The sequence below is a fragment of the Microbulbifer maximicatervae (SeqCode) genome, assembly GCF_052467695.1.
Map to the genome: position 1 here is coordinate 588043 of NZ_CP174320.1, position 18698 is coordinate 606740.

The 18698-nt window shown below is 49.0% G+C and carries 19 protein-coding genes; 14 read left to right on the forward strand and 5 right to left on the reverse strand.

Features of this window, described 5'->3' with window-relative positions:
- Positions 1-11: 11 nt before the first annotated feature.
- On the forward strand, positions 12-3212 hold the full coding sequence (locus ACJJI8_RS02540) for a DEAD/DEAH box helicase (RefSeq protein ID WP_444934164.1): 3201 nt from the start codon (positions 12-14) through the stop codon (positions 3210-3212).
- Positions 3213-3416: 204 nt separating this feature from the next.
- Here ACJJI8_RS02540 and ACJJI8_RS02545 read toward each other — a convergent pair whose 3' ends face one another.
- Complete coding sequence (locus ACJJI8_RS02545) at positions 3417-4286, reverse strand: alpha/beta fold hydrolase (protein ID WP_444934165.1); 870 nt, start codon at positions 4284-4286, stop codon at positions 3417-3419.
- Between the two features lie 373 nt (positions 4287-4659).
- On the opposite strand from ACJJI8_RS02545, the gene ACJJI8_RS02550 reads away from it, so the two are divergent.
- The 12 genes from ACJJI8_RS02550 (at position 4660) to mnhG (ending at position 14784) form a co-directional block, all read left to right on the forward strand.
- Positions 4660-5397 (forward strand): OmpW/AlkL family protein, encoded by a 738-nt coding sequence (locus ACJJI8_RS02550; RefSeq protein ID WP_444934166.1) that lies wholly within the window; start codon positions 4660-4662, stop codon positions 5395-5397.
- Positions 5398-5569: 172 nt separating this feature from the next.
- Positions 5570-6004 carry a DoxX family protein gene (locus ACJJI8_RS02555; RefSeq protein ID WP_444896104.1) on the forward strand — a complete coding sequence of 145 codons (435 nt, stop codon included), beginning with the start codon at positions 5570-5572 and terminating at the stop codon, positions 6002-6004.
- 39 nt (positions 6005-6043) lie between these two features.
- Entirely contained in the window at positions 6044-7015 is a 972-nt protein-coding gene (locus tag ACJJI8_RS02560; RefSeq protein ID WP_444934167.1) for a glutathione S-transferase family protein, read from the forward strand.
- 101 nt (positions 7016-7116) lie between these two features.
- Entirely contained in the window at positions 7117-8019 is a 903-nt protein-coding gene (locus ACJJI8_RS02565; RefSeq protein ID WP_444934168.1) for a LysR family transcriptional regulator, read from the forward strand.
- 109 nt (positions 8020-8128) lie between these two features.
- Entirely contained in the window at positions 8129-8821 is a 693-nt protein-coding gene (locus ACJJI8_RS02570) for a pirin family protein (RefSeq protein WP_444934169.1), read from the forward strand.
- A 219-nt stretch (positions 8822-9040) separates the two neighbouring features.
- Complete coding sequence (gene mbhE, locus ACJJI8_RS02575) at positions 9041-11326, forward strand: hydrogen gas-evolving membrane-bound hydrogenase subunit E (RefSeq protein WP_444934170.1); 2286 nt, start codon at positions 9041-9043, stop codon at positions 11324-11326.
- On the forward strand, positions 11323-11742 hold the full coding sequence (locus tag ACJJI8_RS02580; RefSeq protein ID WP_444915528.1) for a Na+/H+ antiporter subunit B: 420 nt from the start codon (positions 11323-11325) through the stop codon (positions 11740-11742). The genes mbhE and ACJJI8_RS02580 overlap by 4 nt, the downstream gene beginning before the upstream one ends.
- Before the next feature lies 1 nt (position 11743).
- Positions 11744-12118, forward strand: coding sequence for a Na+/H+ antiporter subunit C (locus tag ACJJI8_RS02585; protein ID WP_444907269.1), 375 nt, complete (start codon positions 11744-11746; stop codon positions 12116-12118).
- Positions 12115-13620 (forward strand): Na+/H+ antiporter subunit D, encoded by a 1506-nt coding sequence (locus tag ACJJI8_RS02590; protein ID WP_444934171.1) that lies wholly within the window; start codon positions 12115-12117, stop codon positions 13618-13620. The genes ACJJI8_RS02585 and ACJJI8_RS02590 overlap by 4 nt, the downstream gene beginning before the upstream one ends.
- A gap of 21 nt (positions 13621-13641) precedes the next feature.
- Positions 13642-14115 carry a Na+/H+ antiporter subunit E gene (locus ACJJI8_RS02595; protein WP_413663317.1) on the forward strand — a complete coding sequence of 158 codons (474 nt, stop codon included), beginning with the start codon at positions 13642-13644 and terminating at the stop codon, positions 14113-14115.
- The gene (locus ACJJI8_RS02600; RefSeq protein WP_413663318.1) at positions 14115-14450 is read left to right on the forward strand and encodes a cation:proton antiporter; all 336 of its coding nucleotides are present in this window, start codon (positions 14115-14117) and stop codon (positions 14448-14450) included. Before ACJJI8_RS02595 ends, ACJJI8_RS02600 begins: the two co-directional genes overlap by 1 nt.
- Positions 14437-14784 (forward strand): monovalent cation/H(+) antiporter subunit G, encoded by a 348-nt coding sequence (gene mnhG, locus ACJJI8_RS02605; RefSeq protein ID WP_444896096.1) that lies wholly within the window; start codon positions 14437-14439, stop codon positions 14782-14784. Before ACJJI8_RS02600 ends, mnhG begins: the two co-directional genes overlap by 14 nt.
- A 3-nt stretch (positions 14785-14787) precedes the next feature.
- Here mnhG and ACJJI8_RS02610 read toward each other — a convergent pair whose 3' ends face one another.
- From ACJJI8_RS02610 to ACJJI8_RS02625, 4 genes are read right to left on the reverse strand one after another with little or no spacing between them, the layout of a single operon-like run.
- Complete coding sequence (locus ACJJI8_RS02610; RefSeq protein ID WP_444934172.1) at positions 14788-15888, reverse strand: 5-(carboxyamino)imidazole ribonucleotide synthase; 1101 nt, start codon at positions 15886-15888, stop codon at positions 14788-14790.
- 12 nt (positions 15889-15900) lie between these two features.
- Complete coding sequence (gene purE / locus ACJJI8_RS02615) at positions 15901-16392, reverse strand: 5-(carboxyamino)imidazole ribonucleotide mutase (RefSeq protein ID WP_282931253.1); 492 nt, start codon at positions 16390-16392, stop codon at positions 15901-15903.
- 6 nt (positions 16393-16398) lie between these two features.
- Positions 16399-17328 (reverse strand): sodium-dependent bicarbonate transport family permease, encoded by a 930-nt coding sequence (locus tag ACJJI8_RS02620; RefSeq protein ID WP_444934173.1) that lies wholly within the window; start codon positions 17326-17328, stop codon positions 16399-16401.
- A gap of 2 nt (positions 17329-17330) precedes the next feature.
- Entirely contained in the window at positions 17331-17549 is a 219-nt protein-coding gene (locus tag ACJJI8_RS02625) for a hypothetical protein (RefSeq protein ID WP_444934174.1), read from the reverse strand.
- A 113-nt stretch (positions 17550-17662) separates the two neighbouring features.
- Between ACJJI8_RS02625 and ACJJI8_RS02630 the strand changes: the two genes are divergently transcribed.
- The gene (locus ACJJI8_RS02630; RefSeq protein ID WP_444896093.1) at positions 17663-18592 is read left to right on the forward strand and encodes a LysR family transcriptional regulator; all 930 of its coding nucleotides are present in this window, start codon (positions 17663-17665) and stop codon (positions 18590-18592) included.
- Positions 18593-18698: the final 106 nt, after the last annotated feature.

The following is an 18698-nucleotide window of genomic DNA, read 5'->3' on the forward strand; positions in this document are numbered from 1 at the left end:
ACAACCCAAAAATGAACAACCCTATCGATTTCAGTAGTATTTCCAATCAACTTCCCACTAATAGCCTGTCTAGAGGGAAAAATTACTTCCGGAATGGTTTTGTCGAAAGATTCAATATTTCTCAGGATGGCAAAACGATCACCGGGAAAGTGAAAGGCTCCTACTCTAGTCACTACCATCAGTATATATCGCTAACTGAAAATCCAATTTCGGGAACCTTTGAAATTGATGGAGAATGCTCCTGTCCAGTAGGGTACAACTGTAAACATGTAGCTGCAGTGCTAATAGCGGTAATTGCTGAGCATAAACGTCCATTAGGGCAACCATCAGTCAGTCGTACTTGGGACAACTGGCAACAAGGTGTAAAAGAAAAATATCGTGACTCCGAGCAGGACACATCATCTAATCGCGACCTGCTATACACCTTGGACTGGAGTGATCAATATACCCCAGCTCATGCCCGAATTAGCGTATATTCAGCTCGACGCCTCAAGAAAGGCGGCTATGGAGCGCCTCAGCGAGAATACTTCCATATCAACAGTAGCCTCGCCACTTCAAAAGTCGACCAAAAAATATTCGGCCTTCAACAGCTGCTCTCCCAGTCCTCGTTCAAAAAGAGTATTTCAGGAGAAGAAGGCGCAATGCTGTTGAAAAACCTACTAGCCAGTCAGCGTTTCTTCAGCGATATCGATTCCCTAACCCCGATTCATTGGGGAGAGGCAGTTAAATTGGAACTAAGTTGGAAGGAAAGTAAGAGTAGTGCACAGTTGCAATTAGATGTACCTGACCTCCCCGATGATTGGAAGCTCATACCTACCGAACCACCTTGCTATTATTCACCACAGGAAGACATCATTGGTCCCATCATCAGCCCGGTGGATGGGGAAGCGCTTAATGACTTTACAACCATGCCCGCCATTTCTAAAGATGAAATAGGCAATGCTATTACTTTCCTCAATAAACAATATGGCAGTGAACAATTACCCACGCCAAAGTCGGTGCCCATCATACCTGTAGATGATTTGTTACGGCCGGTATTAACCCTTAACTCAATTTCTATTCGAGAAGGGGCTGAAAGTCTCCATACAGCAAGTTTTCTTATTAAATATGGTCCGGTAGTAATCCGCGCGGAAGAAATTCTTACAGAGAATCGTCCTGAGACTAATATCTACCCCCAAAAAGATAAACTATATAAAGTAGAGCGAGACTTCAAACATGAAGCCGCCGTACTGAAGGATCTCTTGCAGTGGCAATTTAGCTTGGGGGCGGACGAAACTGGTGAACCCGTTTTATTCTTCTCCGATAGTGGGCCAGGCCAAACTCCTATTGAGCGCTGGCATGAATTCCTCAATGAGGGTATCCCAAGACTTGAGGAATCTGGCTGGATAGTTGAATTCGAGGATAACTTTTCTTTAAAAGTACACGAGATTGAAGATTGGGAATGGCAAACAAAGCAATCTTCCAGCGACTGGTTTTCCCTTTGTGCAACTGTAGATATTGAAGGGCAGTCTATTCATTTAGCACCATTATTATTGCAATATTTGGAATCGGGGTATGTGGCTACAGACGAAGAAGACATATTGGTTCCTCTTGGTTCAGACCAGTATATCCGCCTACCCAGTGCTCTATTCCACAACTTATACGCAATTTTAGAAGAGTGGTATGACAGCGAATCCCAAAGCCTCAAGGTACCCAGATTTGCTATGCCGGAGCTGCCGAATGCCGATTCAGCCTGGCAGGGCAATAAAGATCTAAAAGCCCTGGCCAAGAATCTACAAAAGGGTCCGCAAAGTGTAAAACCCCCCAGGGCACTGAAAGCACAATTACGCCCCTACCAGCAAGCGGGTTTTGAATGGCTGCAACACCTGCGCAAGCTCGATATGAATGGTATTTTGGCCGACGACATGGGCCTGGGTAAAACCTTGCAGGGATTGGCTCATATTCTCAAAGAAAAAGAGAGCCGCCGCTTAACCGCCCCCGCCCTGGTGGTTGTACCCACCAGCTTGGTGGGTAACTGGCTCAACGAAGCCCTGCGCTTTACTCCAACATTAAAAGCACTACTACTTCACGGCAGTGACCGGCATGAGAATTTCTCACTCATTCCCGAGTCTGATCTGGTCATAACCACCTACCCGTTGATTGTGCGGGATAGTGAAATATTAAAAGAGTATGATTTTCATCTATTGATTCTCGATGAAGCCCAGGTGATTAAAAATCCCAAATCAAAAGCGGCACAATTACTCCGTACTCTAAGTGCAAAGCACAAAATGTGCATGACAGGTACGCCACTGGAAAACCACTTGGGCGAGTTGTGGGCACTATTTGACTACCTGATGCCCGGTTTTCTGCACAGCCAGAAAAGGTTTAATGGTCTTTATCGCACCCCCATTGAGAAGCAGGCTAATGAGCACAAGCAACAGATTCTGAACCAGAGAATCTCCCCATTTATTTTACGCCGCAGCAAACAAGAAGTGGCCACTGAACTGCCGCCGAAAACAGAAATTATCCAACGGGTGACTTTCGATACCGCCCAAGCCGCGCTTTACGAAACCGTACGCTCGGTGATGGAGAAGCGGGTTAGGGACCTGATGAAGAAGAAAGGTCTAAATCGCTCTCATATTGAAATCTTGGATGCCCTATTAAAGCTGCGACAAATCTGCTGCGACCCCGCACTGGTCAAACTGGACAAGGCAAAAAAGGTTAAGCAATCGGCCAAGCTGGAAGCGCTGATGGATATGCTCCCGGAGATGGTGGAGGAAGGCCGCAAGATACTTTTATTCTCCCAATTTACCGAAATGCTGGGCAAGATTGAAACCGCCCTTGAAGAACAGGCAATACCCTATGTAAAACTGACCGGGCGCACGCGCAAACGTCAGGAAGCGATTGACGCTTTCCAGAATGGCGATGTTCCTGTATTCCTGATTAGCCTAAAAGCCGGCGGTGTAGGCCTAAACCTTACCGCTGCCGATACGGTAATACACTACGATCCCTGGTGGAACCCTGCAGTAGAAAACCAGGCTACCGACCGCGCATACCGAATCGGCCAAGACAAGCCAGTCTTTGTATATAAATTTATCTGTGAGAATACCGTAGAAGAAAAAATAGTCGATATGCAGGCCCACAAGCAAGCCCTGGCTGATGCGATTTACAGTAAAGATGGGAAAGATATAACTATGGATTCAGAGCATTGGTTATCATTGTTTGAGGGGTGATTTACGCGATAAAAAAATGAGTGGCAAGGTATGTCGTAGATAGAACCCCATCAGTCATATAATTTCGGTTTTATTGTCGGCGTCCATAAGCTTATTTATAACCAGCCCTCACAATAGGGTAGCCTACAGCAGCTTTGAAAAAAATATTCAAGCGGAATTAGGGTAACCTAATCCCGCTATGCCTACTAATTTACAGTAAATTCGCTAGCTTACAAGTTTGGCTAAACCAGCTTCTTTTGTGCTTTCTTTACTCTTCTCGTAGTCCAAAAAATCCGTCACAGACTCTACTACCGAGGTATCCCAGACTATTTTCCGGTGTCCCACACCACTAATTTTGATCATCTCCGCTGCTGGCCAGGTTTTGTGAATTCTCTCTCCGTGAAAGATCGGCACTTCATCATCTTCAGTATCGTAAATCATCAGAAGCGGAGTCTCTTCCGGGGTATACATTTTACACTGTAACAATTCCTGCCAAGAGTATCCTATCTGGTCGGCAATCTTGTCTTGGCATATCTCTATAGTTTCAGAGCTTACCTTCAACAAATTTTTCATAATTTCAAGAATCGGCAGAGGTGCACTCGGTGAGCCGAGTACAGCATAACATTGAGCTTTAAGCCCAAATTCCCGTGCTCTCATCGTCATCATTCCACCCATCGAGTGGCCGACGACGGCAAATATTTCCGAAAACTGACTGGCCAGAGAATAAATATCTTTCGCCATAATATCGAAATTACAAACCTTTCCCTCGGAGTGACCATGAGCAGTAGCATCTATGGCCACCGCTTGGAAGCCTTGCTCGGCAATTGCCATCGCCATAGTGGCCATTTTTGCGGCTTTGGCCTCCCAGCCGTGGCAAAGAATCACTACAGGGCCCTCACCCCAGGACCAGGCCGTATTTTCTGTACCTAAAGCACCCCGGTAGGTAATCTTCCTGGCTTGGGCTAACTGCGCTTTCTCGCGTTCTGAATCTGGATAGTGCCTGGGCCGGGAGGCCATATACATCGCTATATTTGCTGATAATTTGGGGGATAGTCGCCCTGTGAGTTGCATTATTCCCTGTATTATCTTAAGCATATTATTAAATCTCTGATATCCCGTTTTATATGATCATTGATGGTGTTTAATACGCAATAGGAAAATTACACTGATCAATGGTCTCTGATGAGATTTCAACCTAAAAACATCCAATAATACAGGGCAATTTCATCCAACAGATTAACCGATTCGATGATTACTCTTCTTCTGAAATTTTTTCCTAACGAAATAGGAAGTTTTTCCCAGAAAAGATCTTTAGAGTTATATCAATAAAATATTGCGCCACCGCTTTTGTCATCTACATGCCCAATCCCCCAAGACATCTACACTAATAATCTGGCAGTAGATTAGGGTTCTCCTACCCCTATCAGTTCTCCTACTTATATTCCATCGAATCTCTGGAAAGTTGGACATGAAAGGGATCAATCTGACATTAGTTTTCTGCACGGTACTATTGCTTACCGGCCAGTCGGTTGCGGACTATAAAAAGGGAGATTTTATCGTTCGCGTTGGCGCTGCTGCGGTCGATCCAAACGACGACTCTGGCAGACTCCGCCTAAATGGCACCCCCTTGGACTACACCCGGGTCTACGTGGATACAGGCTACTCCGCTAGCATCACTGGTACCTGGTTATTTGCAGACCATTGGGGGCTGGAATTACTGGCAGCTGTACCTTTCCGACACGATCTTGATGTTCGCGGTTTACCGGACCCGGATACCGGTGATCCACTGGGTCGGGTATCCCTGGGTGACATCAAGCACCTTCCCCCAACCCTCAGCGTACAGTGGTATCCGGTATGCACCGAGTCCTGGGTACAGCCTTATATTGGTGTGGGAATTAACTACACCCATTTCTTCGATGAAGATATCAGCCGCACGGCACAAAACTACTTCGAGACGGCCCTGGGTGCAGACTCAAGAGCATCCCTGAGCCTGAGCAATTCCTGGGGCCTGGCAGGGGAAGTGGGCATAGATATTGCCTTTGGACGAGAGAGCAACTGGCTGTTTAATGCGGCCATCTGGTACTTGAGCATCGATACCAAGGCCAAAATTCGCTTCCGTACAGAAGATAACGACTACGACCGCATCAATGTCGATGTGGATATCGACCCTTGGGTTTACTCGGTGGGCATCGGTTACCATTTCTGAACTAAGGCCCTATTGCGCCTAATGATAAGATAGGCTCAACAACCATTCTATTTTTTCGAATGGTTTGGTCGAATTTAACCAATTTTCATTCTATCGATCCTCTGTAAACTGCCTCTTACTCACAGCAGCGACTACTGAGTAGCGCAAAATTCACAGTTTTAGGAGCGATACCATGAGCACATCCACTTTATCCACAAGCGCCAATATCGACGGCAGCTCCCTGTTTTCCGCAAGTGCTGACTTGGCTGGCCGTATCAGCTTGGCGGCGATCTTCCTGTTGGCGGGAATGAACAAGATCCAAAATTATGAGGGCAGTGCACAGTACCTAGCCTATGGCGGTCTGCCAGAATTTCTGCTGCCCCTTGTTATTCTGTTTGAAATAGGTGGTGCGCTCGCACTAGTCGCCGGCTTCCAGGTTCGCCTGACCGCCTTGGCGTTTGCTGGCTTTAGCTTAGTTACTGCCGCCTTGTTCCATAACAATCTGGGCGATCAGATGCAGTTTTTGATGTTTTTCAAAAACCTGGCGATTGCCGGCGGCTTTTTGGTAGTGGCAGCCCATGGCGCCGGGCGTTTCAGCTTGGATCACCGCAAAAGCACCAAGCAATAAATTCCTCTGGACCAGAAAATACCGATTGTGGAGTAAAAAATGGGACTGTTAGTCAATGGCCAGTGGCACGACCAGTGGTACGACACCGAGAATTCCGGTGGGAGCTTCAAGCGCGAAGCGGCGCAACTGCGCAATTGGGTGACTGCTGATGGCAGTGCAGGTCCCAGTGGTGACAGCGGCTTTAAAGCGGAATCTGGCCGCTATCACCTATATGTTTCACTGGCTTGCCCTTGGGCCCATCGCACCCTTATTTTCCGCAAGCTGAAGAAACTGGAAGAGCATATCGATGTTTCGGTAGTAAGCCCCGATATGCTCGATCAGGGATGGAACTTTAACGTCGGTGAAGGTAGCAGCGGGGACACTCTGTTTAGCTATCAGTTTATGCACCAAGTATACACTCGTAACAAGTCTGACTACTCGGGCCGGGTGACGGTACCAGTACTCTGGGATAAACAAAAAAACTGTATCGTTAGCAATGAGTCCTCTGAAATTATCCGCATGTTCAACAGCGCGTTTAATACCATTACCGGCGATACACAGGACTTTTTCCCCGAAGAGAAGCAGCAGGATATAGATACCATTAATCAACTGGTCTATGAGAACATAAACAATGGAGTTTATCGCTGCGGCTTTGCCACAACCCAGGAAGCCTACGAGAGTGCTTACTATAATTTATTCTCTGCTTTAGACCAGGTTGAGAAAATTTTAGGGGAACAGCGTTTTCTGGTCGGAACAGAAATTACCGAGGCAGATTGGCGACTGTTCACTACCCTTATTCGCTTTGATGCTGTCTATCATGGACACTTCAAGTGCAACCGCCAGCGACTGGAGGACTTTCCTAATCTGCGTAACTATGTACGCGAGCTATACCAGTGGCCGAAAGTTGCTGAAACAGTAAATTTCCACCATATTAAACGTCATTACTACTTTAGCCATACATCGATCAACCCAACCCAGGTTGTACCTGTAGGGCCGGAAATCGATTACAACAGCTCTCACAACCGCAGCTAAAAACCCTTGCCTATCCAGCCTGGGCCAGTCAGGATATTCAGGGCTGCCCCAGGCTCCTTAAACCTTGGAACAGCCCTTCGCAGCCTTCAAAGAGTACCCAGATGCAAAAAACCACTCTGGAACAGTGGCGAATGTTTAAAGCTGTCGCAGATGCCGGCGGCTTTAGTCAGGCCTCTTCCCACGTTCACAAAAGCCAGTCCAGTATTCACAATGCAGTTAGCAATCTGGAAGCTGCACTCGGCGTAAAATTGTTTGAAGTCTCGGGTAGAAAAGTGGTAATTACTGAAGCCGGTAATTTAATGCTACGCCGGGGCCAATACCTGCTGGATGAAGTCTCACGTATTGAGGATATTGCCGGCTCCCTTAACCAGGGAGTGGAATCCGAGCTGCGTATTGCCGTAGATGGCGCCTTTCCCCAAAGTGTCGTTTTTCAGGCTCTGGAGAGAGTTTCCGCAATTTATCCACAAGTGAATATTGATATCGTTGATACCGTACTATCCGGCACTAATGAGTTGATTCAGGAGGGGCTGGTAGATCTGGGACTTTCCGCCTTCCGCATGAAGAATGCCCTCAACGATGAGATTTGTCGTATCGAATTTGTGGCTGTAGCCCATAAGAACCATCCACTACATCAGCTGGGATACGAGCTGAGCTATGAAGACTTGAAGTCCTATCGCCAGATTATTGTGCGGGACTCCGCACTGCAGACCAATAGGGATTCCGGCTGGCTGGGGGCAGAGCAACGCTGGAAAGTGGGCAGTTTACGGGCATCCGTGGATTTAATTGTACAGGGGCTGGGGTTCGCCTGGCTGCCTTTGCCAATGGTCTCAACACTACTCGAGAATGGCACTTTAAATCGACTCCCCTTGAAAAATGGCGGAGTGCGCTCCAGCAGTTTTTACCTGAACTTTAAAGACCAGGATAAATTAGGCCCCGTGGCGAGGGAGTTTATTGGCGAGCTTCGATTACTTACTTTAGATATGCCCACCTCTGAGGAAGGCTGAGTATTCTATTGATACGAATAATAAGCTTCTTTTTATCCAATATTTCTTTATATCGCAGAAGACTATCATAGCCCTAACATTCTACTTACTGCACTAATAGGGGCTTGCTATGTATTACTTCAGACCATCACATGAACGCGGTCAAGCCCGCTTTGGCTGGCTGGACAGCAAACATACCTTTTCATTCGGACACTATTACGACCCAAAACACATGGGTTTTTCTGCACTGCGCGTTATCAACGATGACACAGTAAAAGCAGGAGCCGGGTTTGACGCCCATGGACATCGGGATATGGAAATTATTTCCTATATTTTGGAAGGTGCTATCGAGCATCGGGATAGTGAGGGTAATCACTTTGTCGTTCCCGCTGGCGAAATTCAAAGAATGAGTGCGGGTAAAGGTATTACTCATTCAGAATATAACCACTCAAAGACTAAAAACCTTAAATTCCTACAAATCTGGATTCAACCTAACCGGAAAAATATTCAGCCCAGCTATGAACAAAGGGCAATCACTCAAACTGGAGCATTAACTCCATTGGTAACGCCCAATGGACGCGATAATTCACTAACTATTCATCAGAATGCCAGCTTATTTCGTCTCCAATTACGCGCTGGTGAACGTTTAAAATTGGATACTCTAAAGCGACCAGGGTATCTGCATATCATCACTGGTAATGCCGAACTCAATGGCAGCCACCGGCTAGTGGCGGGAGATGGCTTGGGAGTTTATCGGGAAAAAATAGAATTAACCGCTTCAGAAAATGATCTTATCGCACTGTGGTTCGACTTGCCTCGATAATAGGTGATCTATCAACAGACTAATTCTTTTTGGGCTGTAAACCTGCTCTAAGATACCGCTTCTCGTAATAGGCATTAAACTCTATCTAACCGGCATGTTCATATTCACAAGCACAAGACTACTCACCCTAAAAGCGACAATCTCTGGTTTACACCTAAACTACTAACTTGGCAGTGAATAACTGCTGTATATAGGCATCGAGTCACCAGGGATAAAATAATGGAATCAGAAGGCGACATGGAAAGTCGCAATGGCGATAAAAAAACGCCAGGAAGATGGATCTCCCTGCTTTCTCCGATCCCTCCGGCCATTATCGCCTTGTCACTGCTTTTTCATCTGCCCGATATTTCCGCTGGTAGAGAGTTTTCTTTTGGCATTAGCTGGGTTCCAGAACTTGGCGTATCCCTACGCTTCTATATTGATGGCCTCAGCTTTTTATTTGCCTTATTAATCAGCGGTATCGGATTTTTTATCACCATTTACGCCGCTGCGTATTTACGCGGCAATCCACTATTGCGGCGTTTCTTCCTCTATCTCTATCTCTTTATGGTCGGAATGCTGGGTTTGGTATTGGCATCCGATCTCATTACTTTATTTGTGTTTTGGGAAGTGACGACGGTCGCAAGTTACCTCCTGATTGGCTTTAACCACTCCAGTGCTGTTGCACGACGCTCAGCTTTACAGGCTTTACTAGTGACCGCCTTAGGGGGGCTTTGCTTACTAACCGCTTTCCTATTAATGGGAGAGATTGTCGATAGCTATGATCTTGAAGAGTTGTTAATAAAAGGAGAACAAATTAAATCCAGTTCACTGTATCTTCCTATCTTGATACTGGTACTTATCGGAGCATTTTCAAAGTCGGCACAATTGCCCTTCCATTTTTGGTTACCCAATGCCATGGCGGCGCCAACACCTGTGAGCGCATATCTACATTCCGCCACTATGGTCAAAGCCGGTATTTACCTTCTTGCGCGCCTACATCCGGTACTGGCTCACACTGAATACTGGGAGTGGATTTTAACCTGCACCGGTATTGCCACTGCCGCAGTAGCGGCATTGGCCGCCCTGCGTCAAACAGACCTTAAACTGGCCCTCGCTTATACCACCGTTATTGCCCTCGGCACTATTACCATGTTTCTGGGTTCTGATGCTTCAGCTGCCGTCGCCGCTGCAATTACTTTCTTGCTGGTTCACTCTTTTTATAAAGCCGCACTGTTTATGGTGGTGGGCATTATCGATCGGCAAACAGGTACCCGGGATTTAACCAGGCTGCACGGTCTGGCAAAATTATTGCCCTTTGCTTTTATAGCTGCACTGGCTTCAGCCCTATCCATGGCAGGATTCCCGCCGTTCCTTGGATTTATTGGTAAAGAGCTTAAATATGAAGGTGCACTGGCGGTAGCTTCAGAGCCCGCACTGGTGGGCACAGCAGCAATTTTTGCCAATGCAGTAACGGTGACAGTAGCCGGCATGGTGGCCATCAAACCATTCTTTGGCCCTCCCCCCAAAGATGCCAGCCGTATTCGCCGGGCAGCTCCCGGTTTGTGGATAAGCCCAATAGTTTTAAGCGCCTTCGGCCTCACATTTGGCTTAGCCCCGGACTTAGTAGGAGGCGGACTGGTGGAACCGGCACTAACGGCGATACTCGGACTTCCGGAAACCATCGACCTAAAACTCTGGCACGGTATTAACATTCCGCTCCTGATGAGCATTCTTACTTTTGTGCTCGGGGTGATTATGTATGTCAATTTAAAACGTATGCGTGCCTGGTTAAACTGGGACTTTACCCATGCGCCAACTAGCGCCGATCTGCTGTGGGATAAATCCTTAGAGCTATTAAAAGCTTTTGCCGCACTGCAAACACGCATATTGCAAAATGGAATTATGCGTCGTTATCTCACAGTCATTTTTGTTACGCTCTCGATGGCCCTTTTTTATGCCTTTGTTCATACCGGCCACTTCTCACTGGAATACACTGCGCCACGACTTAATTTAAAAGAGTGGGCAGCCATACTGCTGACGGTAGGAGGTACATTTACTGCGGGTTTTGCGCGTAAACCTCTGACCGCCATTTGCGCTCTCGGCGCTCTCGGTGTGGGTATCGCTCTAATTTATCTCTTCTTTGGTGCACCGGATGTGGCAATTACACAGATTCTGGTGGAAACACTCTACCTGGTATTAATTGCTGCGATTCTTCCGCGTCTGCCCGTATTTACTCCCGGCAAGAAGGAAGGCTTTCGTCCCAGGGATGCACTGCTGGGTGCCACAGTTGGCCTTTTATTTACCATTAGCATTCTGGTGGTTCTGCAAACCCCATTCGAGAGCCCTGTGAGTGAATTTTACAAAGAAGCTGCTGTACCCGAGGCTCATGGGCGCAATATCGTCAATGTCATTCTGGTGGACTTCCGGGCCCTGGATACTTTCGGGGAGATTATTGTGGTGTTTACCGCGGCTGTCGCTGCGGTGACCTTACTCGGTCATCATTTAAGACGGGGCAAGCAGTGAATTCTATTATCCTACAGACAGCGACCCGTGTGTTGGTAGCCCTGATCTTGGTCTTCTCCATTTATATGCTGTTGCGTGGACACAATTATCCCGGAGGCGGATTTATTGCTGGATTAATTGCCGCTTCTGCTTTTGCCTTATTTGCCATGGCTTGGGGTATGGAGGCGGCACAAAGTGCTCTGCGCATACCTCCAGGGACTCTCGCCGCCTGGGGGGTTGTCATCGCCGGATTATCTGGATTGATGGCTCTATTTTGGGGAGACGGTCCCTTTTCCGGACAGTGGTTTGCCATAGTAGGCAGCAAGGAAGATGGCGGAATCATTATCAGCAATCTTTTGTTTTTTGATATTGGGGTTTACCTGACGGTACTCGGAGCCGTTCTCACACTCATTTTTGCCTTGGAAGAGGCCAGTTGATATGGAGTCTCCCCTCGCCGTTGTCGTCGGTATTCTGATTGCTACCGGCGTATATTTGATGCTTGCCCGCCATCTCTTGCACTATCTATTTGGCTTGGTACTAATTAGCAATGCCGCCAACCTGGCAATTTTTATCGCCGGGCGGTTGACTCGCGCCTCACCACCCCTGGTACCCGAGGGCCAGGAAGCCCCACAAATTATCGTTGCCAACCCCCTACCCCAGGCCCTGATCCTAACTGCGATCGTAATTGGCTTCGGCCTGCTGGCCTTTGCCCTGGCCCTGATCGCCCAGGCTTACCGTGAGCTGGGTACATTGGATGTGGATAGCATGCGTATTGCCGAGCCTGTGAAACCCAAGAGGAAGAAGACCACTTGAGTTGGTTATTGGCCCTGCCATTCCTAATCCCTATCGCCACGGCGTTAATCACATTTCCCGCTCGAGGCCGTAGATACCTTTGCTCTGGTATTTCGATATTGGGGTGCCTTACCGCCCTTTGCATTAACCTTTATATTCTTGTCCTGGTAGAAAGCCAGGGCCCTCAAGCTGGGCAAATGGGAGACTGGCAGGCTCCCTTCGGAATCACATTGGTCGCCGATCGGCTCAGTGCGGTAATGCTGTTGATCAGTGCCATCGTGGGTTTGTGTGTCTCTCTATTTGCCATTTCAGATATCAGTGAGAAACGGGTGAAACTTGGCTTTCACAGTTTCTTTCAACTGTTATTGGCCGGTGTTAGCGGTAGCTTTATCACCGGCGACCTATTTAATTTGTATGTGTGGTTTGAGGTGATGCTGATTGCCTCTTTCGCACTGCTGGTACTGGGGGGGGAAAAAATACAGCTGGACGGTGGCATCAAGTATGTAGCATTAAACCTTGTATCCACGCTGTTGATGCTGACCTCTATCGGGTTGCTTTATGGACTCACCGGCACCCTTAATATGGCGCAGCTGCATATTTCTTTGGCCGAGGTACAAAACCCCGTCGCGATTTCGACATTGGCAGTTATTTTTATCTGCGCTTTTGGAATTAAGGCGGCAATATTTCCACTATTTTTCTGGTTGCCCGCTTCATACCATGTTCCACCGGTCGCTGTAACCGCTGTATTTGCCGGTATTCTGACCAAAGTCGGCGTCTATGCGCTAATTCGCACCTTTACTTTAATATTTCCCAATGATTTGGAATTCACCCGGGATATTTTGTTGGGGGCTGCATTACTTACTATGCTGACGGGAGTTTTGGGTGCAGCGGCACAGTACGAGTTCCGCAAGATACTCGCATTCCATATCATCAGCCAGATTGGATTCCTGGTATTGGGATTAGCGCTGAACAGCCCTTTAGCATTGGCCGGATCGGTGTTCTACATGGTCCACAATATTGTGGCAAAGACAAATTTATTCCTGATCAGCGGTACTGCCCAACGCCTTACGGGTAGTTATGAGCTCAATGAAATTGGTGGTTTATATCGCGCCAGCCCACTTCTCTCTACTTTCTTTTTTATCGCCGCATTTAGTTTAGCGGGTTTCCCACCATTATCTGGATTCTGGGCGAAACTGCTATTAGTCAAAGCAAGCCTCGACCAGGCCGCCTATATCGTCGCTGCCGTCGCACTGATTACCGGGGCGCTCACCCTGTTTTCAATGAGTAAAATATGGGCAGAGGCATTCTGGAAGCCACACCCCCAGGAGCACTGCAAAAATTTATATAGCCTCAGCGGCGCAGAGCGCTTCCAGCGGCTGTTGCCAGTCGCGTTATTGGCATTAATCACTTTGGCTTTGGGATTGGTTCCCGAGCCTTTCATCGAATACTCTCTGGGGGCTGCCGGAGAGTTATTGGAGCCTGATGATTACCTGAATGCCGTGTTACCAGGTACCACTCATTAACTTTGGAATGGATAAATAGAAATGCGTATTTTTCTATTAAATTTATTGCTCGCGATCAGTTGGTCAGCCCTGACCGGCAATGCTTCCATGGCAAATTTTTTCTTTGGTTTTCTGATCGGGTTTTTGGCACTGCGAGTCTCACCTATATTACCCGGGGCACAGACTTACTTTACCCGCTTGCCCCGTTTGGCTCATTTATTCTTTTTCTTTATCGAGGAGCTTGTTTTATCCAGCCTGCGTGCCGCCTACGAAGTCTTTTCGCCCCGCTTGCAAAGCCGGCCCCTGGTAGTACGACTACCCATGGAGAGGCTCGATAGAAACCAGATTTTTATTCTCACTAACTTAATTTCGCTGACACCGGGCACTATGGTATTGGATGTCACGCCCAACAATGATGCCTTAATCGTACATACTATGTTTGTCAGTGATCCAGAAACCTTTCGCGAGGAGATTAGGGAGGGATTTGAGAAACGGGTTAAGGAGGCTGTTTCCTGATGTTTCTCACAATTATCGATATTCATTCGCCACTGGTCACAGTAGCAATCAATATTGCTTCCTTTCTATTATTACTCGCCCTGGTGATGTGCTTCCTGCGTATCGCTTTGGGCCCCACCTTAGCAGACAGGGTTGTCGCCCTGGATGTTCTCAATATTTTGGCGGTAGCCTACTGTGCACTACTGGCAATCGCCTCGGGACAACCCGTGTATCTGGACGCTGCCATCGCCCTGGCCCTGGTCGCATTTTTAGTGAGTGTGGCCTTTGCCCGTTTTATTGAAAAAAGCGGCTCGCGCACAGTCACCCACAGCCATAGGGATCATGATGACATTTGATGAAATTTTTATCGCTCTGATAATTCTGGTGGGCAGTTTTTTTGGGTTCAGCGCCGCTTTGGGCTTGCTGCGAATGCCGGACTTTTACACTCGAATGAGTACATCGGGAAAAGGGGCTACGGTGTGTTGCGGATTATTGCTGGCGGGCGTAGCAATTCTTTTTAGTGACGCTCAGGTAACAGCCAGGGCCATAGCCGCTATTTTATTCTTATTACTTACAGTGCCAATTGGTGTCCATATGATTGCCCGGGCGGCTTATCGAGCCGGCACTCCCATGTGGCGGGGTACCGGCTACAAACTCAAGTTCAAGAACCCGATGCGCAATATTCAGTAAGCACTAAATCTTTTCGCCGTAAAGTTCTTCAATCATATTTTCGCTGCGCTGGCGCAGGTGCTCCATATCCGGGTCCTGTAAAATGACATGCCCCATTTTGCGCCCAGGGCGAAGTGCTTTGCCGTACAGCCAAACACCATCGTTATCCTGCTTCGGAGCTACATCAACCCCCAACATATTGACCATCGCAACCGGCACCGGGCAGGCAGTATCGCCCAGGGGCATATCCAGTATCGCGCGGATATGATTGGCAAATTGGCTGGCCTCAGGGCCGACAAAGGTCCAATGACCGCTGTTGTGAACTCGCGGTGCCACTTCGTTGACAATCAGGCCGCTCTCACTGACAAAACACTCAACGGCCAATACACCCACATAGTCCCAGTCCTTCAGCAGGGTCGCCAGGTAACCCTCTGCGGCCTTGAGCAGCTCCGGGTTGTCGTAGGGAGCGGTGGACAGCAGTAAGGTGCCGTTGCGGTGGCGGTTTTCCGTCAGCGGATAAGCTTTGATTTCACCGGATGCCGAACGAGCACCGATAATGGAGACTTCACAGGCGAAATTCACCCCAGCCTCAACCACACACTCCTGATCTCCAGCTTGGGGAATGGCAGCATCCAAGTCTGCAGCACTCTTCACACACCATTGGTTCTTGCCGTCGTAGCCATTTTCACAGCTCTTAATAAACGCCGGATATCCCAGTTGGTCGACCGCTTCCCGCAGCTCTTTTTCACCCTGTGCTGCTGCGAAAGGTGCAACAGGCAGGCCAGAGTCTGTGAGTGCTCGCTTCTCACGCAAGCGGTGCTGGGCCTTCTCTGTAATATGCGGGTCCGGATATACCGGACAAAAGGGCTGAAAAGAGCGCAGCAAGTCCACACTCACTTGCTCCCTCTCACTGGTGATCACTTCCGGGCGTCCCAGTGCCTGATACAAGGCCTCAGGGTCCTGTCCCGGTTCCATCTTCACGATAGTCCCCAGCCCCTTCACACAGTCGGTGTTTTCACCGGTCTCAGCCAGGAAACTGAACTCCACTCCGAGGGGTTGCCCCTCTTGAGCCATCATCTGTGCCAACTGCCCACAGCCAATAATGGCAACTCGTCTCTTACTCACAACGATCTCCTATCACTCAACCGTGATCGGGACTTGCTCGGTCTGACGCTCACGCCATGCGATCAGGCGCTTCTGCAATTCCGCATCAGCCAAAGACAACATCTGCGCAGCCATCAAACCTGCATTGTAGGCACCGGAAGCACCGACCGCCTGGGTTGCTACCGCCACACCGCGAGGCATCTGCACAATGGATAACAAGCTGTCCATACCCGTCATAAAACGGCTCTCAACCGGCACTGCGATCACAGGCAGGGGAGTCAAAGCAGCGATCATACCCGGTAAGTGGGCGGAGCCGCCGGCGCCGGCAATAATCACTTCGGTACCGGATTCGTGGGCACGGCTGGCAAATTCAACCATACGCTGGGGAGTTCTGTGGGCCGAAACCACAGCAGTAGCAAAGGGAACTTCGAGCTCTTCCAGAGGCTTAGTCGCGTTGCTCATGGTGGCCCAATCTGAGCGGGAACCCATTACGATAGTGACTTTTTCAAAGGGAATCGGCTTCACTTGCGATTAACTCCAATATTGAACGAGCGCCAGATAGACGGGAATCGCCACCAGCACATTGAAAGGAAAGGTAACTGCCAGGGACAAAGTGATGGACACACTAGCATTGGCCTGCGGCAGGGCAACGGACATAGCCGCAGGCACAGCGATATAAGAGGCACTGCTACCGAGCACCGCGAGCAGAAAGATACCACCAGGCGACAAACCCAACAAACTCCCCAAGATACCGCCAGCGGCACCGCCAATCAGCGGCATAAAAATGCCGAAGCTGAGCAGGAAAGCACCCTGCCCTCTAACATCGGCCAACCGCGCCGCAGCGACACGCCCCATTTCCAGCAGAAAGAGCGCCAATATGCCATGAAACAGGGTCCCAAACAAAGGCATTACTGAAGCGGTGCGCTCTCCAGCCCAGGCTCCGATAACGATTCCCCCCAGGAGCAACAGTACTCCCTGGTTGCAGGTGACCTCGTGAAACACCCGGCGCTTGCTCGAACTGCCCATCGATTGCCGTGCCAACAGCATGCCGACAATGATTGCCGGGACTTCAAGAAGCGCTACAAATAGAGGGAAATATGCTTCGTATTCAATATTCTGTGACTGTAGCAGGGCCACCGCTACCGCGTAGGTGGCAACACTGACAGACCCATAGTGCGCCGCCGTTGCCGCCGCATCCACACGTGACCACTTGCCAATCCAGCGCAAGATAGGGAAAGCCACCAGGGGTAACAGAGCACCAAAAGCCACCACCGCCAGGGACTGGGGAACCAGGGTAGCAGCGGAATACGTACTTAAAGCAGCACCACCTTTCAAACCAATCGCGATTAGCAGGAAGATAACGCAACTCTGGTAAAGACCTTGGGGTAAACGCAGGTCACTGCGAACCAGCTGGGCAAAGGCGCCCAGCAGAAAGAAACCAACAACAATATCCAACTGCATCTCTATCGCTGTCCCCGGCGCTGTCTGGAGCGATTATTGGAGATACGTATGCGTTTCGGGGTTTGCTGCGCCATCATCCAGTAAGCAGCATTGGCCAGAACCACCACTAGGCCTACAGCCATCAAGGGAACCCCGTTCATACCGGCAAGATTTACTGATAAGCCTGCGCATAAAACTAACAAGCCGACAACCGCGCCAAAGAAGAGTTGTGATCTCTGCATTGATAATGCCCCCACTGGTTATTGAAATTGACGCATTATCGGAATTGCTATTGATAGATAAAAATAGATATTTATTATGTAAACTATAAACCAAAACCTATATAGGTGATTTTGTGCCCCTAACTCGTGCCCATGCCCGCATTGGAACCGTTCGACAACTGGAGATCCTGCTCTGTGTCTATGAGTTGGGCAATATCAGCGCCGCAGCCAGAAAACTGCACCTAACCCAGCCGAGCGTATCGATGCAACTGGCCAAACTCTCCGATGCGGTGGGTTTACCTCTGTATTACTCGGTGGGCAGGCAACTGCAATTTACGGAGGCCGGGCAAACCCTGGTAGAAAGTGCCCGGGAAATCCTGAAGAGTTACGAGTATCTGGACCTGAAACTGGCCCAATTGCGAGGGTTGGATACCGGCAGCTTACAACTGGCAGTAGTGACCACCGCCAAATACTTTATCCCCCACCTGATCGGGGAGTTTTATCAGCAGCATCCGCGACTGGATATCCACTTCAGGGTGGGCAACCGCCAACAGATCATTGATTACACCGGTGAGGATGAAGATGACTTCTACGTATTCAGCCACCCTCCAAAGAGCCAGGACCTGGAGCTGGTGGAGTTTCTACCTAACCGCTTACTGGCTATAGCGCCTGAGAAGCACCCACTGGCCTCCCGCAAGAAAATCTCCCTGCAAGAATTTGCAGGATGTCAGTTCCTACATCGGGAAGAGGGCTCCGGTACACGCCATGCCATTGAACAGTTCCTGCGCAAACGCAATGTAGACCTCAAGCTCCGCATGACCATTGAGAGCAATGAAGCCATTAAGCACGCGGTTATGTCCGGTCTGGGGGTCTCTATATTGTCGGAGCATACCCTGGCATTTGGCGGACGTGCAGGTTTGTCAATTCTCGATGTCGAAGAGCTTCCCATTGTCACCCACTGGTATTTAGCTCGACGCAAATCACGTCCACTATCACCAGCAGCACAGAAGTTCCTGGAATACGCCCGCAATCTGGAAAAAGTGCCCCTGGGTAATCTCCCGTAGCCCAGCCTTATCACTGGAAAAGAGGGAAAAAATACACTGCACCCAAGACTCGCAGTGGAAATTTCCCTGTAAACCCGAATAGACACTTATACCCCCAAAGGCACCA